The organism is Bacteroides sp. CAG:189, assembly GCF_000432295.1.
Taxonomy (GTDB): Bacteria; Bacteroidota; Bacteroidia; order Bacteroidales; family Bacteroidaceae; genus Bacteroides; species Bacteroides salyersiae.
This window is the reverse complement of sequence record NZ_HF991014.1, coordinates 1-25,784: the sequence shown is the minus strand read 5'-3', so window position 1 is coordinate 25,784 and position 25,784 is coordinate 1. Positions and strand designations below refer to the sequence as shown.

17 protein-coding genes are annotated in these 25,784 nt (G+C 42.1%); 16 read left to right on the top strand and 1 reads right to left on the bottom strand.

The window, feature by feature from the left end; translation table 11 throughout:
- Positions 1-41 precede the first annotated feature (41 nt).
- The 15 genes from QVP90_RS03565 (at position 42) to QVP90_RS03495 (ending at position 20,973) form a co-directional block, all read left to right on the top strand.
- Complete coding sequence (locus QVP90_RS03565) at positions 42-1,334, top strand: hemolysin family protein (RefSeq protein ID WP_025819347.1); 1,293 nt, start codon at positions 42-44, stop codon at positions 1,332-1,334.
- A gap of 37 nt (positions 1,335-1,371) precedes the next feature.
- Positions 1,372-1,848 (top strand): copper resistance protein NlpE N-terminal domain-containing protein, encoded by a 477-nt coding sequence (locus QVP90_RS03560; protein ID WP_007480316.1) that lies wholly within the window; start codon positions 1,372-1,374, stop codon positions 1,846-1,848.
- 397 nt (positions 1,849-2,245) lie between these two features.
- Positions 2,246-2,812 (top strand): RNA polymerase sigma factor, encoded by a 567-nt coding sequence (locus QVP90_RS03555; protein ID WP_005923973.1) that lies wholly within the window; start codon positions 2,246-2,248, stop codon positions 2,810-2,812.
- 87 nt (positions 2,813-2,899) lie between these two features.
- Positions 2,900-3,823 carry a FecR family protein gene (locus QVP90_RS03550; protein ID WP_005923976.1) on the top strand — a complete coding sequence of 308 codons (924 nt, stop codon included), beginning with the start codon at positions 2,900-2,902 and terminating at the stop codon, positions 3,821-3,823.
- A gap of 215 nt (positions 3,824-4,038) precedes the next feature.
- Positions 4,039-7,461 (top strand): TonB-dependent receptor, encoded by a 3,423-nt coding sequence (locus QVP90_RS03545; RefSeq protein WP_005923979.1) that lies wholly within the window; start codon positions 4,039-4,041, stop codon positions 7,459-7,461.
- Between the two features lie 24 nt (positions 7,462-7,485).
- On the top strand, positions 7,486-9,222 hold the full coding sequence (locus QVP90_RS03540; RefSeq protein WP_005923982.1) for a RagB/SusD family nutrient uptake outer membrane protein: 1,737 nt from the start codon (positions 7,486-7,488) through the stop codon (positions 9,220-9,222).
- A 12-nt stretch (positions 9,223-9,234) separates the two neighbouring features.
- Positions 9,235-9,366, top strand: coding sequence for a hypothetical protein (locus tag QVP90_RS03535; protein ID WP_259029693.1), 132 nt, complete (start codon positions 9,235-9,237; stop codon positions 9,364-9,366).
- 10 nt (positions 9,367-9,376) lie between these two features.
- A complete protein-coding gene (locus tag QVP90_RS03530) occupies positions 9,377-10,162 on the top strand; it encodes an endonuclease/exonuclease/phosphatase family protein (RefSeq protein WP_005923985.1) in 786 nt (261 codons plus the stop codon).
- 8 nt (positions 10,163-10,170) lie between these two features.
- Positions 10,171-11,220, top strand: a complete 1,050-nt coding sequence (locus QVP90_RS03525) for an endonuclease/exonuclease/phosphatase family protein (protein ID WP_021935674.1) — start codon at positions 10,171-10,173, stop codon at positions 11,218-11,220.
- A 61-nt stretch (positions 11,221-11,281) separates the two neighbouring features.
- Entirely contained in the window at positions 11,282-12,850 is a 1,569-nt protein-coding gene (locus QVP90_RS03520) for a T9SS type A sorting domain-containing protein (protein WP_021935673.1), read from the top strand.
- 107 nt (positions 12,851-12,957) lie between these two features.
- Positions 12,958-15,129: an alpha-N-acetylglucosaminidase gene (locus tag QVP90_RS03515; RefSeq protein ID WP_021935672.1), complete on the top strand. Its 2,172-nt coding sequence runs from the start codon at positions 12,958-12,960 to the stop codon at positions 15,127-15,129.
- Positions 15,130-15,197: 68 nt separating this feature from the next.
- Complete coding sequence (locus QVP90_RS03510; RefSeq protein WP_021935671.1) at positions 15,198-16,346, top strand: glycerate kinase family protein; 1,149 nt, start codon at positions 15,198-15,200, stop codon at positions 16,344-16,346.
- Positions 16,347-16,403: 57 nt separating this feature from the next.
- Positions 16,404-17,651: a GntP family permease gene (locus QVP90_RS03505; protein WP_021935670.1), complete on the top strand. Its 1,248-nt coding sequence runs from the start codon at positions 16,404-16,406 to the stop codon at positions 17,649-17,651.
- Positions 17,652-17,694: 43 nt separating this feature from the next.
- Complete coding sequence (locus QVP90_RS03500) at positions 17,695-18,792, top strand: acyltransferase family protein (RefSeq protein WP_021935669.1); 1,098 nt, start codon at positions 17,695-17,697, stop codon at positions 18,790-18,792.
- 6 nt (positions 18,793-18,798) lie between these two features.
- On the top strand, positions 18,799-20,973 hold the full coding sequence (locus QVP90_RS03495) for an alpha-N-acetylglucosaminidase (RefSeq protein ID WP_021935668.1): 2,175 nt from the start codon (positions 18,799-18,801) through the stop codon (positions 20,971-20,973).
- A gap of 231 nt (positions 20,974-21,204) precedes the next feature.
- On the opposite strand, the gene QVP90_RS03490 is transcribed toward QVP90_RS03495, so the two are convergent.
- Positions 21,205-21,528, bottom strand: coding sequence for a thioredoxin family protein (locus QVP90_RS03490; RefSeq protein WP_005924007.1), 324 nt, complete (start codon positions 21,526-21,528; stop codon positions 21,205-21,207).
- Positions 21,529-21,847: 319 nt separating this feature from the next.
- Here QVP90_RS03490 and QVP90_RS03485 point away from each other — a divergent pair, with 319 nt between their 5' ends.
- Positions 21,848-24,970: a response regulator gene (locus QVP90_RS03485; RefSeq protein ID WP_021935667.1), complete on the top strand. Its 3,123-nt coding sequence runs from the start codon at positions 21,848-21,850 to the stop codon at positions 24,968-24,970.
- Positions 24,971-25,784: the final 814 nt, after the last annotated feature.

Here is a 25,784-nt window from a genome sequence, read left to right as displayed (position 1 = left end):
GATTCAAGTAATTTTCGGGACAGAAACCATTCATATATTATATGGAATTTATAATTATTATTCTCTTACTTCTTTTAAATGGCGTCTTCGCCATGTATGAAATCGCCTTAGTATCTTCAAGTAAAGCACGTCTGGAAACCCTTGTAAGCAAAGGAAACAAATCCGCACGAGGAGTTCTGAAACAATTGGAAGAACCCGAAAAGTTCCTCTCCACCATTCAAATCGGTATCACACTGATCGGTATCGTATCGGGTGCTTTCGGTGGTGTAGCCATCGCCGATGACGTAACACCACTCTTTGCCATGATTCCCGGACTGGAAGCCTATGCCCGGAACCTTGCCATGATTACTACCGTAGCCGTCATCACTTATCTGTCACTCATCGTTGGCGAACTTGTTCCGAAATCCATCGCACTGAGCAATCCGGAACGATATGCCACAATGTTCAGCCCCATCATGATCCTTTTGACCAAAGTCTCTTATCCTTTCGTATGGCTGTTGAGCGTTTCTACCCGACTTCTCAACAAACTCATCGGACTGAAAAGCGAAGAACGCATCATGACACAGGAAGAACTGAAAATGATTCTTCATCAAAGCTCCGAGCAGGGAGTGATCGATAAAGAAGAGACAGAGATGCTGAAAGATGTATTCCGTTTCTCGGATAAACGTGCCAACGAATTGATGACTCACCGCCGTGACCTAATAGTACTCCACCCCAACGAAACCAAAGAAGAGGTGATGCGTATCATCGATACCGAACACTTCAGCAAATATCTGCTGGTCAATGAAAACAAAGATGAGATCATCGGTGTGGTTTCAGTAAAAGATATTATTCTCATGGTGGGCAGCGAACAAGAGTTCGATCTGCGTAAAATAGCCCGTCCTGCCCTCTTCATACCCGAAAGTTTATACGCAAAAAAAGTTTTAGAGCTATTCAAGAAGAACAAAAACAAGTTCGCGGTTGTTGTTAACGAGTATGGCAGCACAGAGGGTATTATCACCCTGCACGACCTGACCGAAAGCATCTTCGGAGACATTCTCGAAGAAGATGATACGGAGGAGGAAGAAATCGTCCGTCGTCAAGACGGTTCGCTGTTGGTAGAGGCTTCTATGAACATCGGCGACTTTATGGAAGAAATGGGTATCCTTTCTTACGAAGATATAGATTCGGAAGATTTCACCACATTGGGAGGTTTGGCTATGTTCCTTATCGGACGTATCCCCAAAGCAGGAGATACCTTTACATATAAGAATCTACAGTTTGAAGTGGTAGACATGGACCGTGGAAGAGTTGATAAGTTGCTTGTCATACGAAAAGAGGAGGAAGAGGAATAAGCAACTCACTTTTTATATTAACTTAAAGCACTTAACAATGAAAAAAGTAATTATGTTGGCAGCCGTTGTAGCTGCTCTGGCATCATGCCAATCAAAAGCAAACAAAGCCGCAGAGGCTGAAGCAGACAGCATTGCTATCGAAGCAATGTCACCTACAGTAGAAGCAACCGAAGTTTATGAAGGAACACTTCCTGCTGCTGATGGTCCGGGTATCCGCTATGTATTGACTCTGAATATGCTTGCCGATGCAAACGATACCACCTACACGTTGGACATGACCTATCTGGATGCTGACGGACAGGGAAAAGACAAAACATTTACATCGGCCGGTAAACCTCAGATGATTCAGAAAACCGTCAAAAACAAAAAGAAATCGGCCCTTAAGCTGACTCCGAATGACGGTAGCGAACCTGTCTACTTCGTTATTGCCAACGATACGACCCTGACATTATCAAACGATAGCCTTCAGGAAGCAGTCAGCGACCTGAATTACGACATCGTACGGGTAAAATAAGAAAAACAAATCAAAGGAAAGGCTTCATGAGTATTACCCCATGAGGCCTTTTTTGTTACAGACAAGTTACATTCCGACAATCTCGATTCTCTTTTTATCATCCCAGCCAAACCTTTATTTTTTCAGTTCCAATACCCGAAACACCTGCTTATCAGTTCTATCTTCCCTATTTATCAATTCCATTTTCTCGCAAGACTTTCATTTCTTTCATCAAGAATACTTTCGAAATGTCGGTATTCTGATAGTTTTTCATATATTTGTAATCGCTATGTACTAGATATTTGGCTAACTTTGAATCGTGGAAAGAAAACTAATATATATATTAGAGTCACAATCGTGGTGTAAAACAAACCTAATCCGTTGAAAAAATAATATAGCTTAAAAGGGGATTTATTTGATGATTAATGAAGAAATTATAATTCGTCAAATGAAGGAAGGCAACCAACTGGCCTTTACTTTATTATTTAACGAATACAGTAAACAGGTGTATTCGCTGGCTTTTAAATACCTATATAACAGGGAACTTGCAGAGGATGTCGTCCAAAATGTCTTTTTCAAAATCTGGGAAAAGAAAAAAGACATAGACGAATCAAGACCGTTTAACCGGTATCTTTTTACTATTCTAAAGAACGATCTGCTGAATGTTCTGCGCGACAAAGACAAGGAGATATTTCGTATCTCAGATAATTTAAACCTTTTAAATACGCTTGCCAACGAAACCGAAGAACCGGAATTGGATGAAGAACAATTACGGTTGGTTCGTAGAGCCATTGAACAGCTATCTCCCCAAAAACGAAAAATAGTAGAACTGAAAATCTCCGGAAAATATTCGAATCAGGAGATTGCCGATAAGCTGAACCTATCTATCAATACCATCAAGTTTCAGTATAGCCAGGCACTGAAAGAATTGCGTATGACAATCAGATTATCCTCTTTCATGCTTCTCCTCTTGGGTGGTTTATAAATAAAATATCTTTTTTTAAAAAAAATTCCATTTTATATAATACTTTTCTCACCGACTTGTGTATTACCAATAAAAGACAGCAATTAAATGACAACTCAAGATAAACAAACAGCATTAAACGCTATTTCCAAAGCAATGGACGAAGATATCGAAGATATCATCGAAGGAAAGGAAATAGATATCCCCGAAACAGAGGAAACCTGTTTTCGCCAGGAACAAGTCTACGTGCACCTGATGAATCGGATTAATTCGAAAAGGAAAAAATTCTCTTGGTTGAAAATAGCAGTTGTCTTATTGCCATTCCTTATTTTGAATATGGCATTTTGGATATATTCGGGTAGCGACAACCGCGAAGCGGTAACCAGAGACATTTATGTGCCATGTGGAGAAAGAATGACGGTAATGTTGGCAGACGGAACAAAAGTATATCTCAATGCAGATACGAAACTGACCTACCCGGAACAGTTCGTCGGAAAAGAACGAAAAGTATCTGTAGAAGGAGAAGCCTATTTTGAAGTAAAGAAAGATGCAAAGAAGCCTTTCATTGTCGATGTCGCCTCCATGCAGATCAAAGTACTGGGAACTTCGTTCAACGTAAATGCATACCCGACAGAGAGTAAAGTGTTGACAACCTTAGACGAAGGTTCCGTAAAAATACGAAATGCACAAAGCAACTCATTCGACTATATAATGAAACCGGGTGAAACAGCTATTTATGAAAAAGAAACCGGTACGTGTATCATACAGAAAAATAAAGATTACAAAAATGAATCCGTATGGATGAAAGATGTATTGATATTTAATGATACTCCCCTGGAAGATGTACTTAAAGTATTGTCCAGAAAGTATAACGTACAATTCAATATAGAAAATGAAGCCATCTATTCTTATACGTATACATTAAGAAGCGAAGGTGAATCCTTACAGGAAATATTGGAAAGCATGAGACATATTACTCCGATCAAATATGAGAAAACGAATCGGAGAGAGATAAAAATAAGTCCGAGATAAACAAAAAAGATAAAACCTAATCTGAAATATTATACTTATGAACGCGCTATTACAAACCTTATCAGAAACTTCAACATAAGAATACCGACATCGTCTTCTTTGTTGATTAGAAAGCCATTAATATATTAGATTTCAAAGAGTTAAGAAACGAACATTTCTTAGCAAGGGATTCTATTGCTCAAATTTAAAATAATCATAATTCTAAAAAACACACAATGAAAAATTCTCTGAAAAAAAATCATTATTGTCTTTGCTCTCATGTGAGACAGTGGATTTCTATTTGGTTGGTATTATGTATATTTCCTTTAGCATTACACGCACAAAATAGGGAAATAACATTGGACCTGAAAAATGTAACGCTTGAAAATGCGGTTACCCAAATCGCCTCACAAGCAAAGATATCGGTTGCTTACAGTAAAGAATTTGTCGATACGAAGCAATTGGTAAGTATTTCTGTGAAAAATGCAACTTTAAGAGATGCTTTAAACAGTTTACTGAAAAAGACGAATGTAGGGTATAGTATTTCGGGAGATAAGCTGCTTCTGTTCGACAAAAAGACAGAAAACAGAGTTACTCCGGAAAAGAAAGTGAAAGTCCGTGGCCAAGTCATCGATCAGGTTACTACGGATCCTATGATCGGAGTCAGCGTTTTTGTGAAAGGTGGAAAAGAAGGGACTATCACTGATATAGACGGTAATTATTCGATAGAAGTCGATCCCGGAAAAACATTGGTATTTTCCTTCATCGGTTATAAAACCCAAGAAATTGAAGTCGGTTCAAAAACTGAAATATCAGTTCGTATGACGGAAAATACCGAAATGCTGAATGATGTAGTAGTTATAGGCTACGGTGTACAGAAAAAAGTAAACCTGACAGGAGCTGTATCTGCCGTAAAAGGCGATGAGCTATCCAGCCGCCCAATTACCAATGTAGGTAGTGGCTTACAAGGTATGTTGCCCGGTGTATCCATCGTACAGCCTTCCGGCCAACCGGGCAATGATAAAATGTCGATCGTAGTCCGTGGTATCAGTACATTGAACAGCAAAACCGATCCTCTCATCCTGATCGACGGAATTGCCGGCGGAGATTTAAACCTGTTGAATCCCGATGATATAGAAAGCGTATCCGTATTGAAAGATGCTGCATCTTCTGCCATCTACGGTGCTCGTGCAGCCAACGGAGTTATCTTGGTGACAACCAAACAAGGTAATCAGAAAGAAAAAACCACAGTAAGTTATTCAGGATACGTAGGCTTCCAGACTCCGACCGCATTACCCGACTTAGTAAACGGACGGGAATATATGGAATTAGCTAATGAAGCGTATATAGCTGCCGGTTTTGGTAAACTATATCAAGATGAAGCATTCGAAGCATACGATCGGGGCGACTCTCCCAATGACTATTCAAACACCGATTGGGTAAAAGAAGTATATAAAAAATCAGCAATGCAAACAGGACACAATATCAGTGTCCGTGGTGGTACGGAAAAAAGCGGCTATTACATGTCATACGGATATTTAGATCAGGACGGTCTTATCGTAGGCGATCCGTTCTCCTCAAAAAGACATAACGCCCGCCTAAGCATGAATACAGAACTCTATGACCGCCTGAAAATAAACGGTAATATCAGTTTCGTAGACTTTTATCGCCAGGAAAACGGTGTATCCGGAACGACTGGTGTATTCCGAACCGTTCAGCGTGTCTCTCCCCTTCTTCCTGTAAAATGGAAAGAACAAAATGAAAAGGGAGAGTGGGTAGATACCGACCATTACGCATATACTTCATTGATGAATCCGGTGGACATTGCCTATAATTCCGGTTATAATAAACGTAATTCACGTACTTTCAACGGACAGGTAAACGCCTCTTTGAAAATAATAGAAGGTCTGTACCTAAACGGACAATATGCCGCCAACTATTACACCCGAGATACCAAAAAATATGTCCCGGCAATGAATCGCTGGATGTCTGATGGTACGGAAGACCCGGGAAACAAATTAAGAAAGAACTCAATCAGTGAATCTCATATCAATACATTGACCCAAACTTTGAATGCCACTGCCACTTACCAGAAAAACATCAATTTGCATGATTTCAAATTGTTGGGTGGTTTTTCTCAGGAATGGGCACACACCAACACATTAAGTGCCGGTAGAAAAGTACTGTTGCTGGATGGAATTGAAGTAATAGATGCCGGAACAGATGAAATCACCAACGGGGGCAGTGCGGAAGAATGGGCTCTCCGGTCTTTCTTCGGCCGTATAAACTACAATTATGACGAAAAATATCTGCTCGAAGCCAATGTCCGCTACGATGGAACTTCCCGTTTTGCAAAAGATAACAGATGGGGATGCTTTCCCTCCTTTTCTGCCGGATGGAATTTCTCTAAAGAAAAATTCATGAGTTTTGCAGACCCTGTTTTGCAGATGGCCAAACTACGTGCTTCATGGGGAGAATTAGGTAACCAGAATGTAGGTGATAATTTTTATCCATATTTAGTAGCAATCGAATCCGTAGACAAAGCTTATCCTATCGGCAATCAGTTGAACACTGGCTTTCAACAAATCGCTTTAGGAAACAAAAACATAAAATGGGAAACGATACGCATGCTCAATATAGGTGTCGACTTCGCCCTCTTTAACAATCGTCTAACGGTCAGTGCCGACTGGTTCAAGAAAAACAATATGGACGCTTTGGTACGTCCTTCTTTCCCTTTAGTGATAGGAAAATGGCAAAAAGACTCAAGCCGTGACTACCTGCCATTGGAGAATTTAGGAGAAGTAGAAAGTAGAGGATGGGAAATAAACTTAGCTTGGAGAGATCAAATAGGTCAAGTGAAATACCGCGCATTCTTCAATTTATCCGATGCAAGAAACAAAATTATAGATTTAGGTTCGAGCGCCCCCGTATTAGGAGACCAAATTCGCAGAGTAGGCGATCCGATTGATGCGTACTATGGGTATAGAACAGACGGATTGGCACAAGTGGATGATTTTGAAGGAAAAGACAGTTTCGGCAACTATGTAAATCCGAAGTTTCCGGTGATACAAGACGGTGTTGCCGTTCAGCCCGGTGATATCAAATACAAAGACATCAGTGGCCCGGATGGAAAACCGGACGGAATTATAGATGATTACGACAAAGAAATAATCGGTGACAAGACGCCACGATATTCTTACTCATTCAAAGGAGAACTGGAATGGAAAGGAATCGACTTTTCTTTCTACCTCCAAGGAGTGGGCAAAGCAAACGGTTATTTAAGTGAAGAGGCCAGACATTGTTTCATCAACGACTACTCGGTTCCCAAAAAGTCTCATTTAGACAGATGGACTCCCGAAAATCCGAACGCATCATATCCACGTATGTATTATGCACAGACCCACAATCGCAGATTCTCGGATTTCTGGATAGAAAATGCAGCATATCTCCGCTTAAAGAATGTGCAATTAGGATATACGTTTCCACAAAAATGGATGAGAAAATTTGGAATCAACAGATTGAGAGCTTATGTCTCTGCCGATAATTTGTTTACCGTCACCAAATATTTCGACGGCTTCGACCCCGAAGTTCAACAATCTTCCGGAGATACTTATCCACAGGTAAGAACATATGTATTTGGATTGAATCTGACATTCTAACTTAAACAAATAAGAAATAACATCATGAAAAATAAAATAAAATATATTCTGGCAGGCTGCTGCCTGATGACTACTTTTAGTTGCAGTGATTTTTTGGAAAGATATCCTTTAGACAAAGCGGTCAACGATACATATTGGAAAACGGAAGCCCAACTGCGGGCTGCCTTGTATCCCTGTTATGAAGGTTTGCAATATGACCTGATAATCAATCTGGGTGAAGCTTGTGCGGAAACAGTAATATGGGGAGACCCGACATCCGGCTTGAGTAAAGTGAGCGGAGGAACCAGCAGTGCGCAAGACAACTTTCCATTCTACAATTATTGGAGAGACATTTATGGCCACATTTTTGATTGCAATAACTTTTTAGATAATTATAATGCCGCAGATGTCCCTCAAGAAACAAAAGACGTGTATGCGGCCGAAGTGAAAGTAATCCGGGCGTTACAGTACTTTTGGCTGACTTCTGTATGGGGTGATGTACCTTTGATCGATAAGGTTATCAGTTCTGAAGAAGCTTATGGCCCCCGTAATCCCAAAGAAGAGGTCGTCGACTGGATGATCGAAGATCTGAAGTGGGCAGCCGAGAAACTGAGTCCGGAAATTCAGACCGGTCAAGATGTAGGCCGTATCGACAGATGGGGAGCCTTGGCACTGATGGCACGTATCGCTCTCCAAAATCAAAGATATGAACTGGCGGAAAAGGTCTCCAAATATATCTTGGATAACAGTCCTTACGATTTATATGACTATGAAAAGGTTTATCACTTGGAAGGAAATTCTGAAAATGATCCTGATAATAAAGAATCCATCATTTATAGCTTATACGTAAAAGATATCCGGATGAATAATATGACAAATTATACTTGTACACCGGTAAATTATATACGTTTGAACGCTTCCAAAACATTTGTCGATGCATTTCTTTGTACAGACGGCAAACCTGCCACTACCGGTTTGGAATATTACAAAAGAACCGATGTTGCCGTTTCCCCTCTATCAAAATATCCGGTAACACATTATGCCGATTACTTCAAAGATAGAGATCCACGTATGAAAATGACCCTCTATACCCCGGGAGATGCATGGCCCGGCGGTGATGATGGTGATGCCGGCAACAGAGTAAATGCAACTTTCGGCTTACCTCGTTTTGCTTCCTTGCAAGGGAACAATAATAACGGTGCCAATACAAAGACCGGATTTTATTTCAAAAAATATAATTCTCCGGAGTTGGCCGGTCTGACAGACCAAGATCACAATAACATCAACGTAATTCGTTATCCGGAAATTATCCTTATTTATGCAGAAGCCTTATTTAACCAGCAAGGAGAAACTTTAACCCAAGACCAAATCGATGAAACGATCAATCGCCTGCGTAACAGGGTAGGAATGCATCCGATGAAACTCTCTGAACTGGAAGCATGGAATATGGATTTAAAAACAGAATTAAGACGTGAAAGACGAATTGAAATGTCATTCGACGGTATGCGGTACTTTGATATTCTGCGCTGGAAAGAAGGTTTCCGCCTCGGCCGTGCTATTACTTGCCCCAGCTTGGAAGTATGTATGAATGAATTGGGTGGCTGTCCGTACGTGGACGATCAGGATAACCCGATTGTAGATGAGTTCGGTGATGTGGTTTATGATAAATCTACTGCCGAAGGCGGTTCACGCAATTTTGATGAAAGCAAGCATTATCTATGGCCTGTCCCCTATCAGGAAAGATTAAAAAACCCATCGTTAGGACAAAATCCAGGTTGGTAAAAAAACAATATCATGAGACATAAGAATATATACCTGCCCATATTCACTCTGATGGCTCTCTTCTGTTCCTGCGGAACAGAAGAGAATGCTCCGGAAACTTCCGGGAATGGCGGAAACGATTCGGATGAGGATACGAAAAACTAAAATAAACAAAATGAAAAAGTTTCTATTAATAACATTACTTTCAATCTTTGGGGGTAATTGGGCTTTCGCTCAAAAACAAGACACATTGCGCATCCGTGTCATGACTTATAATCTCCGTTTTGGTGAGCTGGCCTCTCTGGAACAAATAGCCGAACACATCAAAGCTTTCCAACCGGACTTTGTCGCTTTACAAGAAGTTGACAGTAAAACCTACCGTGAAAGAGCCCCCAGACAGAATGGAAAAGATTTCATTACAGAGTTAGGATACCGTACCGGAATGTATCCTTTGTACGGAAAATCAATTACTTATAAAAATGGATATTACGGTATAGGAATGCTTTCCAAACATCCGTATTTCAGAGTAGAGAAAATGATGTTACCTCGCCCACAGGAAAAAGAACAAAGGGTGATGCTTCAAGGTACTTTCGAAGTAAACGGTACCGATACAATTACTTTTGCCTGCACGCATCTGGATTATTTTTCAGAAGATACCCGTTTTTTACAGATACAAAAGATTACGGAAACATTGATGCAATCGCCTTACCCTGTCATCTTAGGAGGTGATTTCAACGCACGCCCAGACTCCAAAACGATACAAAGAGGAATGACCGGTTGGAATTTACTGACAAATGACGATCTTACTTTTCCATCCCATAAACCATCTATAAAAATTGATTATCTCTTCGGATATCCTAAAAACGCCTGGCGTGTTGTTCGTACTCAATCCATACAATCGCTGTTATCGGACCATTTACCTATTATCACAGAATTAGAATTAATAAAAGAAACTAAATAATTAACAGTATGAATAGACTCAATACCGCTTTACGCTGCCTATTGGTGACTGCCATAAGTCTCTGTTATGGATTGATTCAGGCACATGCAGACGATTCGGGAAAACAACTGACGATGATGACCTATAATATTCAAGGGCACACCATCATCAACTCGCGTCAAATAGATAAAATTGCATCTGTCATCAAAAGTGTAACTCCCGATGTAGTAGCCATCCAAGAAGTAGATCAAAGATTTGTGAAAGACTGTGCCGAACAATTGGGTACTAAAACCGGAATGAAATCCCGTTTTTTAATTACTCATAATACCTACTACGGTATCGCCTTATTAAGCAAAGAAGAACCGCTTGGAGTAAAAACCCATCTTATTCCTAAAGGAACAGGAGGAGGAACGGCAAAACCCGATCCGGATGACAATCGTGGAATCATAATTGCAGAATTTCCCGATTATTATTTCCTATCTACCCATTACTCTCTGAATGCAGAAGACCGAGATGTAGCAACCGACTATATCATCAAATTTGCAAAAAGTGTCAGTAAACCTGTTTTTTTAGGAGGTGATCTTAACATAAAAGAGACTTACCGGGCGATGGTTACATTCAAAAATAATGGATTTTCTATCTTAAATAATACCAAACAGTTCACCTATCCGTCTACGGCTCCGGCAAACTGTATTGACTTTATCTTAGGTCACAACCAATCTTCCACATCCTATCGTGTTGTAGAAACCGGAATTGCTGATCAGAGTGAAATCGACCTCACAGCAGTCTCAGACCATTTACCTGTCTATGTAAAAATCGACTTATCAAACGCTACCGGTAATAAACCGATAACGGATGAGAAAAACAATATAGAGATTGTAAAAGACGGTAACAATTATCGTATAACAGGAATTGAAGGAATAGCTAATGTAAAGCTTTACTCAATCACCGGAGAAATCATTTTCGATACCTATATCCAAGATGGAGACAAATTACCTATTTACAACCAAAAATCAAAGATTGTTTTGCTATGGTTGAGAAACGGTAATGAGATCTATACACATAAGCTGGTGTTATAAAATCGAACTTTGGAACTTTTATCTGATATATCATTTATTAATCAATTAAAATTGTATTGTTATGAAAAAACAAATTTTACTTTCGGCAATATTAAGTTTAGCAACATGTAATATGTTTGCAGCAGACCTTACGGTGACAAGTGCCAGTGGCGACCCTTCAGTAGAAGGTTCTTTCCCTAACATTATGGCAAGTGCACAAACTGACGATGTTATCAAGTTTAATCTTGCAACGGATGACATCGAAGAATTTGATGCTGTCACCATAGATTCCAAATCATTGACTATCGATGGTATGAACCAAGCTACCGGAAACAAAATAAAATTTACCGGTGCCAAGCAAACATTATCAATGAAAGGAGCTTGCACGATTATGATTAAAAATTGCGTCTTTACAGGGAAAAATAAAGCTCAAGCATTATTCGTACAGACAGGAGCCAACCTAAATATCCAAGATTGTGACTTTATCAAGAATATGCACAGTAGTTCGGGTGGCGTATTAGGAGTAAGTCAGGATGTAACCTGCTCTATAAAGAACTGTCTTTTCGACGGTAACTCGGCAACAGGTGATGGAGGCTGTATCCGCATTTATAATAATGCCAAAGTGACTATTGAAAATTCTACATTCAAAAACAACAATAGTTCGGCTTCCGGAGGTGCCATTTATATGTATAGCACCAATGGTAAAAACGAATCAGCATTTGCATTGACAATAACAAACAGTACATTTGTGAACAATTATGCCGGAAACCGTGCCGGTGCTATTTATATCTACTCACGTGATGTATCAAAACCACTTGACGGTGTAAAAATTATCAATAGCACCATCACAGCCAATTACTCAACCAAGAATTTAGGTGGCGGTATTTTCGTATGTTCCAATACTGATTGTTCTTCAAAACTGGTATTGGTAAATACCATTATTGCCGGAAATACAGGTGGGTTGGTTGATGGAGCTTATTTCGTTCCTACTGATTTAGGTTTCTGGAAAGGAGACAAAAAAGACGGCGTTGAAATCGTAAGAAACTATGATTGGGAATTAAAGAACTGTGTTTATGGAGCGACTTATGCTACCGCAGACGATACCCAGTTAAACAATGTAGACCACTCTGCCCTGTTTGATAACTCCAATATCAAGGTTACTGATTTCGCAACCAGCAAGCTGTTTACTTCATTGTACAAATTGGATAACACAGTATTTCCCGATATTGAAGGAGATGAAGTATGGAGCCCGACTCTGAGTAATGATGCCACACCTATCGCTTCTCTTTGTGAAAACAGTATTGCAATAGCCAAAGGAACAGCCAGCTATGCAGGAGTAACGATTCCTACAACAGACCAATTAGGTACTGCCCGCCCGGCTACTCCCGCCATCGGTGCTGTAGAATATGGAAGTGCAACCGGTCTATGGAACCCGGCAGCCCAAAAGTCAAGTATTAAAATCTGGAATGATGGTAACCAACTGTTCGTAGATGGTTTCGAAGGTACTGTGTCCGTATCTGTTTACGACTTGACCGGCAAACAAGTATACGAAGGTACTATTCAGAAAGATGCTTCAACCACTTTGAATATAGATAAAGGCATCTACGTTGCTAAAGTGAACAATGTTACGGCCAAATTAGTCCTGAAGTAATGTAATCTTAACACAATCCAACTATCATTTTTCAGCCGGCAACCGGGGAGATTCCCCTAATGTCTTTGGTTGCCGGCTCTCTTTATTAATTTTGAAAATCTAATTGTATGAGAAGCTTCTTTCTTACCTGTTTTTCTATTGCCTGGGTATTTTTTACGGGCGCCTGCACCGGTACTTCCGGTTCCGCCGATATTGTAACTCCTGCCAAACACGTCATCGAGCGGCAAATTGGAGAAAAAGTAAATGGTATTAGTTTTCAACAGATAAATCCCGTTGACGGGAAAGAAACCTTTGAAATAGAAGCAAAAGAAGGAAAACTAACCCTCAAAGGAAGTAGCACAGTAGCACTTTGCTATGCTTTTCACACCTATCTGAGAGAAGCATGCCATAGTATGAAGACTTGGAGTGGCGAACATTTGGAACTTCCCTCTTTATGGCCCGATTATTCATTAAGAAAACAAACCACGCCTTACGACTTCCGGTATTTCCTAAATGTCTGTACCTACGGATACACCACTCCCTACTGGGACTGGGCGCGCTGGGAAAACGAAATAGACTGGATGGCACTCCGAGGAGTAAACATGCCGTTGGCCACTGTTGCCAGCGAAGCCATTGCCGAACGCGTATGGCTGCAAATGGGATTGACAAAAGAAGAAACCAGAGAATTTTTCACTGCTCCGGCACACCTCCCCTGGCATCGCATGGGAAATCTGAATACTTGGGACGGACCTCTGTCCGACGAATGGCAGAAAAGCCAGATTGAATTACAACATCAGATCATTAACCGCATGCGCGAATTGGGAATGCAGCCGATAGCACCGGCCTTTGCAGGTTTCGTGCCGATGGCTTTTGCCGAAAAGCATCCCGATATAAAGTTCAAACACCTGAAATGGGGTGGTTTCGATGATAAATTCAATGCCTACGTGCTCCCTCCGGATTCTCCTTTCTTTGAAGAAATCGGAAAACGGTTCGTCAAGGAGTGGGAAAAGGAATTCGGAAAAAACACTTATTATCTCTCGGACAGCTTCAACGAGATGGAACTTCCTGTTGCAAAAGACGACGTGGAAGGAAAACATAAATTACTGGCCCAATACGGAGAATCTATCTATCGCTCCATCACGGCAGGAAATCCGGATGCCATCTGGGTGACCCAAGGCTGGACATTCGGCTATCAACATGATTTCTGGGACAAAGCAAGCCTGCAAGCATTATTAAGCCACGTCCCGGATGATAAAATGATCATCATCGATTTAGGTAACGATTACCCGAAATGGGTCTGGGGAACCGAACAGACCTGGAAAGTACATGATGGTTTCTACGGAAAGAAATGGATATTCAGCTATGTGCCTAATTTCGGAGGAAAAACACCTTTGACAGGCGATTTACAGATGTATGCCACCTCCTCAGCCGAAGCACTGAAAGCCCCTTCTCACGGAAACCTGATCGGTTTCGGCTCAGCACCCGAAGGGCTCGAAAATAACGAAGTGGTCTACGAGCTACTGGCAGATATGGGATGGACCGATCAGGCAATCAATCCGGAGCAATGGATGCCTTCATATTGCACGGCCCGTTACGGTGCCTATCCGGAAAGTATGAAAAATGCCTGGGAGCTATTCAGAAAGACAGCATACAGTTCGCTATATTCCTATCCCCGTTTCACTTGGCAAACGGTAATTCCGGATCAACGGCGTATCAGTAAGATAGACGTAAGCGACGATTTCCTGCACGGAATAGAATTATTCTTGGCAAGTGCAGACAGCTTAAATCGTTCCAAACTCTACGTCAACGATGCCATTGAATTTGCTTCCTATTACATCGCTGCCCAAGCTGACAAACTTTACAAGCAAGCACTGACTGAAGATACCGCCGGAAAGCCGGTTGCCGCACATCAACATTTAAATCAAGCTATCGACCTGCTGCTAAACGTTGATAAATTGCTGGCTTCTCACCCGCTCTACCGTTTGGAGGAATGGGTGGAACTGGCCAGAAATAGCGGTACTACACCTGCGGAAAAAGATGCTTATGAAGCAAATGCCAAACGGCTGATTACCACTTGGGGAGGATTCCAGGAGGATTATGCAGCACGTTTTTGGAGCGGATTGATCAAAGATTACTATATTCCGCGCCTAAAGCTCTATTTCTCCAAGCAACGCGGTGATTTGGACAACTGGGAAGAAGAATGGATACGTACTCCTTGGCATAATACCACTACCCCATTTGAAAAACCATTGGATATGGCAATCGAATTGGTACAAAAAGCCAAGGAAATAAAAAATTAAAGTCTTATTTTTGGTGAATCAAAAAAGGTTTGATTATAAAGAGGTTTTAATTAAAACGATGCACAACCATGAAAAAGATACTTCTTGCATTCGACTCATTTAAGGGTTCAGTTAGGTCTCTCGACATTGCCAAAGCAGCAGAGAAAGCTATTTTAAAAGTATATCCTCACTGCAACATAGCCACGTTTCCGATTGCAGACGGAGGCGAAGGAACGACAGAAGCCATCTGTACGGGATTAAATGTCGACAGAATATCATGCCTCGTACACGATCCGTTGATGAACCCGATTGAAATAACCTACGGAATTACCCGCGACGGAACAACGGCCATACTTGAAATGGCCGCCGCCAGTGGTCTACCGTTAGTCCCGGATCTACTACGAAACCCGATGAACACTTCTACCTATGGCACGGGAGAAATCGTTCTGGATGCACTGAACAGAGGTTGCCGGCAGTTCATCATGGGGCTTGGAGGGAGTGCGACGAATGATGCCGGGATAGGTATGCTGGCTGCTTTAGGCGTTCGTTTTCTCGATAAATCGGGAAACAGGCTGGATCCACAGGGAAGCAACCTGATGCACATAGCTTCCATTGACGATTCACATCTCCACCCGGCTTTGCAAGAATCTTCTTTTATTATTGCCTGTGATGTAAACAATCCGTTTTACGGTCCGCAAGGAGCCGCTTTTGTATATGCTCCGCAAAAAGGAGCCTCCGATGAAGAAGTAATAGCACTGGACAAAGGTTTACAACATTATGCTGCTGTAATCGAGGAACAGAAAGGTATAAACATCGCTTCCATCCCCGGTGCCGGAGCAGCCGGTGGTATGGGAGGCGGTCTGTTGCCTTTCCTCCGGGCTACCCTCAAACCGGGCATCGACACCATACTGGAAATACTGCATTTTCACGAATCGCTGCAAGATGCCGATTTAGTATTCACGGGAGAAGGAAAACTCGATGCCCAGACAGCTATGGGAAAAGCACTGGGTGGAATACTGAGAATAGCTCACGAACAGCATGTTCCCGTAATAGCATTGGGAGGAGGAGTAGAAGCTACCACCCAACTGAATGAAATGGGATTTACCGCCGTACTGTCCATTCAACCGGCTCCTGTTTCCTTAGACAAGGCCATGCAAAAAGAATTCACCCTGAATAATATAGAGCGAACCGTCACCCAGCTCCTCCGTATCATACAGCATTTCACCCCGAATTCCTAAATCCCCCGAATCCAAGCATAAATCATAAATCACAAATCATAAATCAAATCCTCTTCTATGACTGCCATCGGTGCTTTATTCGGATTATTAATATCCGTCTTTTTAATTATAAAGAAAATATCTCCTACCTACAGCCTGATTGCCGGTGCTATTGTAGGCGGATTATTGGGTGGACTGTCACTGGCAGATACCGTAAGCGTGATGACGGACGGTGTCAAGGACGTAACTCCGGCCATTATTCGCATTCTTACGGCAGGTGTGCTATCGGGCATACTAATCAAAACAGGAGCAGCAACTACTATTTCCAATGCCATCATCAACACACTCGGTGAGAAGCGTGTATTTGCCGCTTTGGCTCTGGCCACTATGTTGCTGTGTACAGTCGGCGTCTTTATCGACGTAGCGGTTATCACCGTAGCCCCCATCGCCTTATCCATCGGAAAACGTCTGGGACTGTCGCCATCCGTGCTGCTGATAGCCATGATCGGCGGTGGAAAATGTGGTAATATAGTATCTCCCAACCCGAATACCATCATTGCCGCCGAAAACTTTAAAGCCGATCTCTCATCGGTCATGTTTTATAATGTTCTGCCGGCAGTTATAGGACTACTTTTTACGATTTTCGTCATCATGCGTCTTATCCCTAAAAGATTGACAAACAACGGAACCAAACAAGAAGAAGAAGTTGCAGACGACAAACAATTGCCGTCTCTTGCCAGCAGTCTGGTAGCCCCCATTATCACAATCATCCTGCTTGCCCTGCGGCCTGTGGCAGGAATCACCGTCGACCCTCTCATCGCATTGCCCATCGGCGGCATCTGCGGCATTCTCTGCATGAAACAATGGAAAAACATCTTGCCGAGTATGGAGTACGGTCTTCAAAAGATGTCCACCGTAGCCGTACTGCTGACCGGAACAGGAACAATTGCGGGCGTCATCAAGAACTCCACCCTTAAAGACTGGATACTGCATCTTCTGGAACAAGCGCATTTCAACGAAATAATGATAGCCCCGGTATCGGGCGCGTTAATGTCCGCCGCTACGGCATCCACTACCGCTGGTGCTACGCTTGCTTCGGCTTCCTTTGCCGATGCCATCCTTGCCGTAGGCATATCAGCCGCCTGGGGAGCTGCCATGATAAATTCCAGCGCTACCGTTCTGGACCACCTGCCCCACGGTTCCTTTTTCCATGCCACCGGAGGCGTTTGCGAACTGACGTTTAAAGAGCGGTTAAAACTTATCCCCTACGAAACCCTCATAGGAGCCGTATTAGCCACCTCCACCACCCTTCTATGTCTCATCTGATAGTTCCCGTTTCACATAATTCATAAATCATAATCCATAAATCATGAATCCCCCTATATCCACCCACCAACGTCTTCTCTCTCTCGATGTTTTGCGAGGTATCACTGTTGCCGGCATGATACTTGTCAACAATGCCGGTGCATGTGGATATGGCTATGCCCCACTACGGCATGCAAAATGGGACGGCTTTACTCCTGCCGATCTCGTCTTCCCGATGTTCATGTTCCTAATGGGAATTTCCACGTATATCTCCCTCCGGAAATACAATTTCCAATGGCAACTTACAATCGGAAAAATAATAAAACGTGCTTTTCTTTTAATTCTGATAGGCATTGCGATGAAATGGCTCATCCATTCCTTCGAAACGGGAATCTGGAACGACTGGGAGCACATGCGCATCTTAGGAGTGATGCAACGGCTCGGCATCTGTTACGGGATCACTGCCGTCATGGCATTATTCATCCCACACAAACGTTTTCTTCCGATAGCCCTGCTCTTGCTAATAGGCTATTTTATCCTTCAACTGGCAGGAAACGGATTCGAGAAAAGTCCCGATAACATCATGGCCATAGTCGATTCCACCGTTTTAGGAACCAGCCACATGTACTTGCAAGGCCGGCAATTCGTTGAGCCCGAAGGAATTCTGAGTACCATTCCTGCCGTAGCCCAAGTAATGATCGGTTTTGTATGCGGTCACATGCTTATCAACCGGAAAGACAACCAGGAGAGGATGCAGCAACTCTTCTTTATGGGCACTCTCCTGCTCTTTGCCGGATTCCTGCTCAGCTATGCCTGTCCGCTGAATAAACGCCTGTGGTCGCCGAGTTTCGTGCTGGTTACTTGCGGAATAGCTGCTTTGGCATTGGCTGTACTAATTGAAGTAATCGACGTCCGAAAAAAGAAAGAATGGTGTACTTTCTTCAAAGTCTTCGGGGTTAATCCATTGCTGCTATATGTAGCAGCCGAGATATTCGGTGACCTGTTCCGTACATGGCATATCAATACTTTCCTGTTCGATACCTGCCTGCAACCTCTATTCGGCAATTATTTCGGTTCGTTCATGTATGCCGCCCTTTTCCTGTCCCTCATTTGGCTGGTGGGATATATTCTGTTTAAGAAACAAATTTACATAAAACTCTAATTAAAAATGATGAAAAGAAACATTTGTCTGGTTATCGTAACCCTATTCCTCTCCCTCGCGGCGGGAGCGAAAGAGAAAGACGTAGTTGCCATGCAATCGATGGTAAAACGTCTCATTCCGGCATACGCCGAAAACTTTCAGTTCAGAAAGATGAAACCGATAGACGGGAAAGACTGTTTCCGCCTGGACGCTTCCGATCCCCGGAAAATCATAATCAGTGGCAACAATGCCAACTCGATGGCTATGGGACTGAATCACTACTTGCGATATTATTGCCTGACCACTATCTCCTGGTATGCTGACATTCCGGTAGAAATGCCTGAAACACTTCCGGCTGTCGAGAAACCCATTCAAATAGAAGCGAAAGTAGACCGGCGTTTCTTCCTGAATTATTGTACATATGGCTACACCATGCCTTTCTGGCAATGGAAAGACTGGGAACGCCTCATCGACTGGATGGCGCTAAACGGCATCAACATGCCCCTGGCCATTACCGGACAAGAAGCCGTGTGGTACAAAGTATGGAAGAAAATAGGACTGACGGATGAAGAAATACGCTCTTACTTTACCGGACCGACCTATCTTCCCTGGCACCGGATGGCCAATATAGATGGATGGAACGGCCCTCTACCCATGCACTGGCTGGATAGCCAAGTGGAATTACAAAAGAAAATTCTGACCCGCGAACGCGAATTGAACATGAAACCGGTACTTCCCGCCTTCGCCGGACATGTGCCCGGTGCACTGAAGCGTATCTTCCCCGAAGCGAATATTCAAAATCTCGGAAAATGGGCAGGTTTTGCCGAAGAGTATCGCTGTCATTTCTTGAATCCGGAAGAAGCCTTATTTGCTACTATCCAAAAACAGTACATCAAGGAACAAACCCGTCTCTTCGGGACAGATCATATTTATGGCGTAGACCCTTTCAATGAGGTAGATCCTCCAAGCTGGGAACCGGAATACCTCAGTAAAGTATCCGCGGACATGTATCACACCCTGACTGCTGCCGACCCGAAAGCCGAATGGATGCAAATGACCTGGATGTTCTACTTCGACCGTAAAGACTGGACCGCACCGCGCGTGAAAGCAATGTTGACAGGAGTGCCGCAAGGCAAAATGGTACTTTTAGATTATCACTGCGAGAACGTGGAATTATGGAAAACCACCGAACACTTCCACGGCCAACCTTACATTTGGTGTTATCTTGGTAACTTTGGCGGAAACACCACGCTCACCGGAAACGTAAAAGAAAGCGGTGCCCGTCTGGACAACACCCTGATAAACGGCGGAAGCAATTTTAAAGGTATCGGCTCCACGTTGGAAGGATTGGATGTGATGCAGTTCCCCTACGAATATATCTTCGAAAAAGCCTGGACACTGAATACGGACGATCGCAGTTGGCTGAATGCTCTTGCCGACCGTCATACCGGAGTTACCTCCGAACCGGTTCGCGAAGCTTGGGATATCCTGTTCAATCAAGTGTATGTACAAGTTCCCAGAACCCTGGCCATACTACCCAACCTTCGTCCCGTAATGAATAAGCCCAACAACCGTACTTCCATCAACTATCCGAATACCGCTCTGCTTCAGGCATGGCAAAAGCTGTTGCAAGCTCCCGATTGCAATCGCGATGCACTCCGGCTGGATATCATCACTGTAGGACGCCAACTACTTGGAAATTATTTCTTGACGGTAAAAGATGACTTCGACCGCATGTATGAAGCCAAAGACCTGCCGGCATTAAAGGCAAGAGCGGCAGAAATGCGCGAAATACTAAACGACCTGGAACGTTTGAATGCCTTCCATAGCCGTTGCTCGCTCGACAAGTGGATTTCCGATGCCCGCAAATACGGCAATACCCCGGAATTGAAAAACTATTATGAGAAGAATGCCCGCAATCTGATTACCACCTGGGGAGGCCGTCTAAATGATTATGCCAGTCGTACTTGGGCAGGACTTATCAAGGACTACTATTCCAAACGTTGGGACATGTATCTGGACGCGGTCGTTGCAGCAGTTGAAAATAATCGGGAATTCGATCAGGAAAAGCTGGACGGAGAATTCAGACTGTTCGAAGATTCATGGGTGAGTTCCACCCGCCCTGTTGAAGTAACTCCGGAAGGCGACCTGCTTATTTACGCCCGTTTTTTATTAAATAAGTATGAACGAAAAATAAACTAATCATCAGGGTAACGACAAAAGACAATGCAACTTGCAGTGAAATGTGATGCAACTTGCAATTTTGAAAACAGTATTTAAGTCCCTAAAGACGCAGTATCCTCTGTATGAAAGGGTATAACTTCTTTCCGAAAAAGATGTGGCAGAATAGAAAAAACTGCCACATCTTTTTCATAAATCCCGACTATCTGCAACATCAGAAGAAATATTCATCTGTTACAGACATAAAACATGTCAGGACTTAAACTCTTTCACAGCCCTTTCCAATCTTTCCAAACTCAATTCTCCGGATTGTCTCCACAATTGTTCACCTTTTCTCATCAAGATGAATGTAGGCGTACTTTCAATCGTATAAAATTCGGCAAGAGCATTTTCCTGATCCACGTCCACCTCCACGACTTCAAGAATACCTTCCATCATTTTCTTAAACTCTTTCACCACCGGATGCATACGCTTACAGTGAGGACACCAAGTTGCATAAAATTCCGCCATGACCCAATCGCCATGACTCAGTTTTTCCTCATTTCTATTTTCACGGGCTATTTTCTTTTCTTCCATTTCGATAAATACTTTAAATTGATTAACTGCTGTTCCAACAACGCAAAAAGGGAGAATGTTTACGATACAGACAAGAATAAAGATAGATTAATACATCGGGCAACCAAGCCCTTCAAAAGTATCGATCCATTCTCAATATTGACAAAAAACGATCCGCTTATGTCAAGATATGCCACTTGAACGTTTCTTCATCATACTACTTAACTTCAATTATATCATTTTATTCAAATATTCTCCTGCTTTTTTTTGCCCATCGCTAATTTATACATATTTTTGTTCAAAATTTAAACCAAGCAACAAACAAAATCATAAAAAAGAAATGAGGAGCATTTTAAAAGCAATCATCGTCACCCTCTGCTTATTAGTAAAAACCTACTTGTCATACAGCGAGAACACTGGTACCAACATCAATCATATTCTCGTTCTTAATGCTTACAGCAGTTCTAATCCCTGGAGCAATAGTTTCATCACTCCAATTGTAAACATGGCATCACAAAACAAACAAATCGGAGTGTATGTAGAAAACTTAAACATGCTGACATTACAAGACGCTGAAGCAAGAAAAAATCTGAAAAAGGATATACTTTCAGAAGTATATTCCTACTCTCCCAAAGTTATTGTACTTATAGGAAATGCAAGCTTCATCCTACACGATGAATTGAACCGGCGCTGGCCCGACATCCCTATGATATTGTGCGGTGAACGGGATTACACAGGGCCTATCGACTCGATCATTCAAGGGCATCCCCTCACAGAAGAAGAACGTATTCCTATAAATAGCCTGCAAGACAAATATAACCTGACAATGATGCAGGCCAATATTTATATGGAAGAGAATCTTCAGCTTATGAAACAACTGATCCCGCAAATGGATAAAGTTATATACATCGGTGATGAAACATATATCTGCCAACAAAACGATTACGATCTTTCCAAACTCATCCGTGAGAAGTATCCGGAAATGGGATACGAGTTCATTTCTGCCAAAAACACTTCGACCGACAGCCTGTTTTCCATCTTGAACCAGCAAGACCTGCAAACTACCGGCATTCTATTTTCCTCTTGGCTCCGTGCCAAGGACTACAATGGCAATACCGTACTGATAAGTAATTCGCATCGGATCATCGCCACTTCATCCATGCCTTTATTTTCATTCAGAACGGTAGGGGTCGATGAAGAAGGCGGAATCGTAGGCGGCTACATATATGATGAAGAAAAATACGTCGACCGGCTTTTAAACACGATTAAAGAAATTCTCAATGGAAAACAGGCACGTGATATCCCTTTTTACTATGCCACAGATGCTGCGCCAAGGTTCAATTACCAATCATTAATCCAACACAATCTCAGTCCCGAGCGTTGTCCTAAAAACACCGTTTTCTATAATGCCCCTCCTACTTTCTGGGAACAATACGAATATATAATCATCGGAAGTATCTGTTTTATTATCGTTCTTTTACTATCTTTCCAGTATCACCGCCTGCACGTACTCGAAAAGATGAAACGATTACAACAAAAAGAACTGGAAACCACTACAAGATACTATAGCCTTATCAATAACATGCCCATTCTTTATATGTCGGAAGAACTGATAAAAAATAAAGAAGGCCGTATCATCGATACCAAATACACCGATGTAAACAAACACTTTGAAAACAGATTCTTCAAACGAAATGAAATCATAGGAAAGTCGGGCAGCGAAATGTTCCCGGAATCAATGCCACAATTCCTGTATTTCATGAATATAGCCTTACAGGAAAAACGCTCCATCACTTTCTCTTACTATTACAAAGAAATAGATACATTTTATGATATCGTAGTAAACGCTACCAGCGACGGACGCTTTATGGATGTATTCTGCCTGAACAGCACAGAATTACATCATGCACAAAAACAGTTACGCTCTATCAACCATAAGCTTTCGATGGCTCTCGACATAGCCAACATTGTGCCCTGGAAATGGAATCTGCAAACTCACACCATACTTTGTGACATAAACAAACCTGTCGAATTAAGTGATAATAATAAAATAAATGAAGAACAAATGTCTGTGCCCGATAATCAATATTTTGCCAAGATATACAAAGAAGATCTTCCTAAAGTGAAAGAGGCCTATGCCGATCTGATTGCCGGACGTATACAGACTGTTAAAGAAGAATACCGTGTTGTGAACCGTGTCAATGGTTGCAAGCACATCGATTGGGTAGAAGCCCGTGCTGCCGTAGAAAGTTATGATGAAAAAGGAAAACCACTAACACTGGTAGGTTCTTCATTGGTTATCACTGAACGAAAAAAGATGGAGACAGATTTAGTTTCTGCCAAAAACCGTGCAGAAGAATCCAACCGTCTGAAATCTGCTTTCCTTGCTAATATGAGCCATGAGATTCGTACCCCTCTTAATGCCATCGTCGGATTCTCCGGAATTCTGGCCTCTACTGAAGCGGAAGAAGAGAAACAAGAATATGTCAGCATTATCGACAACAACAATACTTTATTGTTACAACTTATCAGTGACATCCTCGATCTTTCTAAAATTGAAGCCGGTACGATGGAATTCATAGACACTGATTTCGAACTGAACAAAGTCATGACAGAGCTGGAAAGTTCTCTTCGTCTGAAACTGTCTCCGGACAAAGAGGTCACGCTTTCGTTTGAGCCCCAATTACCGGAACTTTATATTCACGCCGAACGTAACCGCATTTCACAAATAATTATTAATCTGGCTACTAATGCCATTAAGTTTACCAATAAAGGCAGCATACGTTTCGGCTACGAAAAGCGTGACAATGGCACTCTTTATTTTTACGTCACCGATACCGGATGTGGCATTCCGGCCGAAAAACAAAAAGATATATTCGAACGTTTCGTTAAGCTAAACAATTTTGCACAAGGTACAGGTTTAGGTCTTTCTATCTGTCAAACCCTCGTCGAACATATGGGAGGGGAAATCGGTTTGAAATCCCAGATAAACGAAGGTTCTACTTTTTGGTTTACCCTACCTTATGTTCCTGCAACTAATCAGCATCATGAAGAAGAGACAAAGTCAGAACCGATAAAAATAAAAAAACAAAAAATCACGATTCTGGTTGCAGAAGATCATGAAAGCAATTATCATCTGATAGAGTCCATTCTCAAAAAAGACTACACTTTGGTGCATGCCTGGAATGGAAAGGAAGCGGTTGATCTATTCAAAGAATATGCTCCACAACTCATTCTGATGGATATCAACATGCCTGTTATGGATGGATACGAAGCGACTAAAGAGATACGCAAATATTCGACTCAGGTTCCAATCATAGCTGTCACCGCTTTCGCCTATGCTTCTGACGAACAAAAAGTCATGGAAAACGGCTTTGATGCCTATATGGCAAAACCGATAAATGCCGACCAATTGAAAACACAAATAACTTCCATGCTAAGGCAACATATCATTTTCATGTAACAAGTTACTTTTGAAAAAGCATATTTAGCAATGCTTAGAACCTGTTTAAATTTTCCTCTTAAAAGTTCTTATCAGTTTATTTTGAGCAAAATTTAAACAGACTTAAAAACACTTGATATATTGTTCCGGTTTGATCAGGCCATTTCATTTTAGAAGCTTCCCCTAAGGGACAATTTTGTTCATCGGGGTACATTATCCACATAGAATTTACCCCCTTCACCGGCTTCACCTTTTTTAATCAAATACCCTATTTATCGGTGATGCAGGGTGAAGGCACGCCTTGTTTTTCCGGCAACCGTGCCCACCGTCTGTATGATCGGTGCTCACTGCCCGTATGCCTGAGGCTTACGCCCCGTATGCCCAGTTCTTGGAAGGTATTTACACAGAGAGCGGAAAGTGGCAACGGCCCTTCACCCTGTACTGCAGATGAATAGGGTATTTGATTAAAAAAAGGTGAAGCCGGTGAAAGGGGGAAAAAACATACAGAAGAGTCAACATTCTAAAGAATAAAACATTCACCGGAAAAAAGATGCTACATCTTTTTTGGAAACCTGCACATCTTTCCGTTAAAACCTGTTACATCTTTTTTGGAAAGTTGCTACGTCTTTTTCTTGAAGATGCTACAACTTATCACAAAAAGAAATAGCCCCGTAAATCAATGATTTACAGGGCTATTTAGTAAATATTTCTACTATTTCAGCGGAGAGACAGGGTTTTGAACCTATAACTCTAACCGCTTATATTTCAGCTACTTTGCTTTCAAAATTTCAAATAGGTAACGAAACAGTAACGATTTTCAACCGTTAAGCCTGTC

Bases quoted from the DNA above. Each gene is read 5' to 3' on its own strand.
- QVP90_RS03565 (WP_025819347.1), top strand. From the start codon at position 42: ATGGAATTTATAATTATTATTCTCTTACTTCTTTTAAATGGCGTCTTC.
- QVP90_RS03560 (WP_007480316.1), top strand. From the start codon at position 1,372: ATGAAAAAAGTAATTATGTTGGCAGCCGTTGTAGCTGCTCTGGCATCA.
- QVP90_RS03555 (WP_005923973.1), top strand. From the start codon at position 2,246: ATGATTAATGAAGAAATTATAATTCGTCAAATGAAGGAAGGCAACCAA.
- QVP90_RS03550 (WP_005923976.1), top strand. From the start codon at position 2,900: ATGACAACTCAAGATAAACAAACAGCATTAAACGCTATTTCCAAAGCA.
- QVP90_RS03545 (WP_005923979.1), top strand. From the start codon at position 4,039: ATGAAAAATTCTCTGAAAAAAAATCATTATTGTCTTTGCTCTCATGTG.
- QVP90_RS03540 (WP_005923982.1), top strand. From the start codon at position 7,486: ATGAAAAATAAAATAAAATATATTCTGGCAGGCTGCTGCCTGATGACT.
- QVP90_RS03535 (WP_259029693.1), top strand. From the start codon at position 9,235: ATGAGACATAAGAATATATACCTGCCCATATTCACTCTGATGGCTCTC.
- QVP90_RS03530 (WP_005923985.1), top strand. From the start codon at position 9,377: ATGAAAAAGTTTCTATTAATAACATTACTTTCAATCTTTGGGGGTAAT.
- QVP90_RS03525 (WP_021935674.1), top strand. From the start codon at position 10,171: ATGAATAGACTCAATACCGCTTTACGCTGCCTATTGGTGACTGCCATA.
- QVP90_RS03520 (WP_021935673.1), top strand. From the start codon at position 11,282: ATGAAAAAACAAATTTTACTTTCGGCAATATTAAGTTTAGCAACATGT.
- QVP90_RS03515 (WP_021935672.1), top strand. From the start codon at position 12,958: ATGAGAAGCTTCTTTCTTACCTGTTTTTCTATTGCCTGGGTATTTTTT.
- QVP90_RS03510 (WP_021935671.1), top strand. From the start codon at position 15,198: ATGAAAAAGATACTTCTTGCATTCGACTCATTTAAGGGTTCAGTTAGG.
- QVP90_RS03505 (WP_021935670.1), top strand. From the start codon at position 16,404: ATGACTGCCATCGGTGCTTTATTCGGATTATTAATATCCGTCTTTTTA.
- QVP90_RS03500 (WP_021935669.1), top strand. From the start codon at position 17,695: ATGAATCCCCCTATATCCACCCACCAACGTCTTCTCTCTCTCGATGTT.
- QVP90_RS03495 (WP_021935668.1), top strand. From the start codon at position 18,799: ATGATGAAAAGAAACATTTGTCTGGTTATCGTAACCCTATTCCTCTCC.
- QVP90_RS03490 (WP_005924007.1), bottom strand. From the start codon at position 21,528: ATGGAAGAAAAGAAAATAGCCCGTGAAAATAGAAATGAGGAAAAACTG.
- QVP90_RS03485 (WP_021935667.1), top strand. From the start codon at position 21,848: ATGAGGAGCATTTTAAAAGCAATCATCGTCACCCTCTGCTTATTAGTA.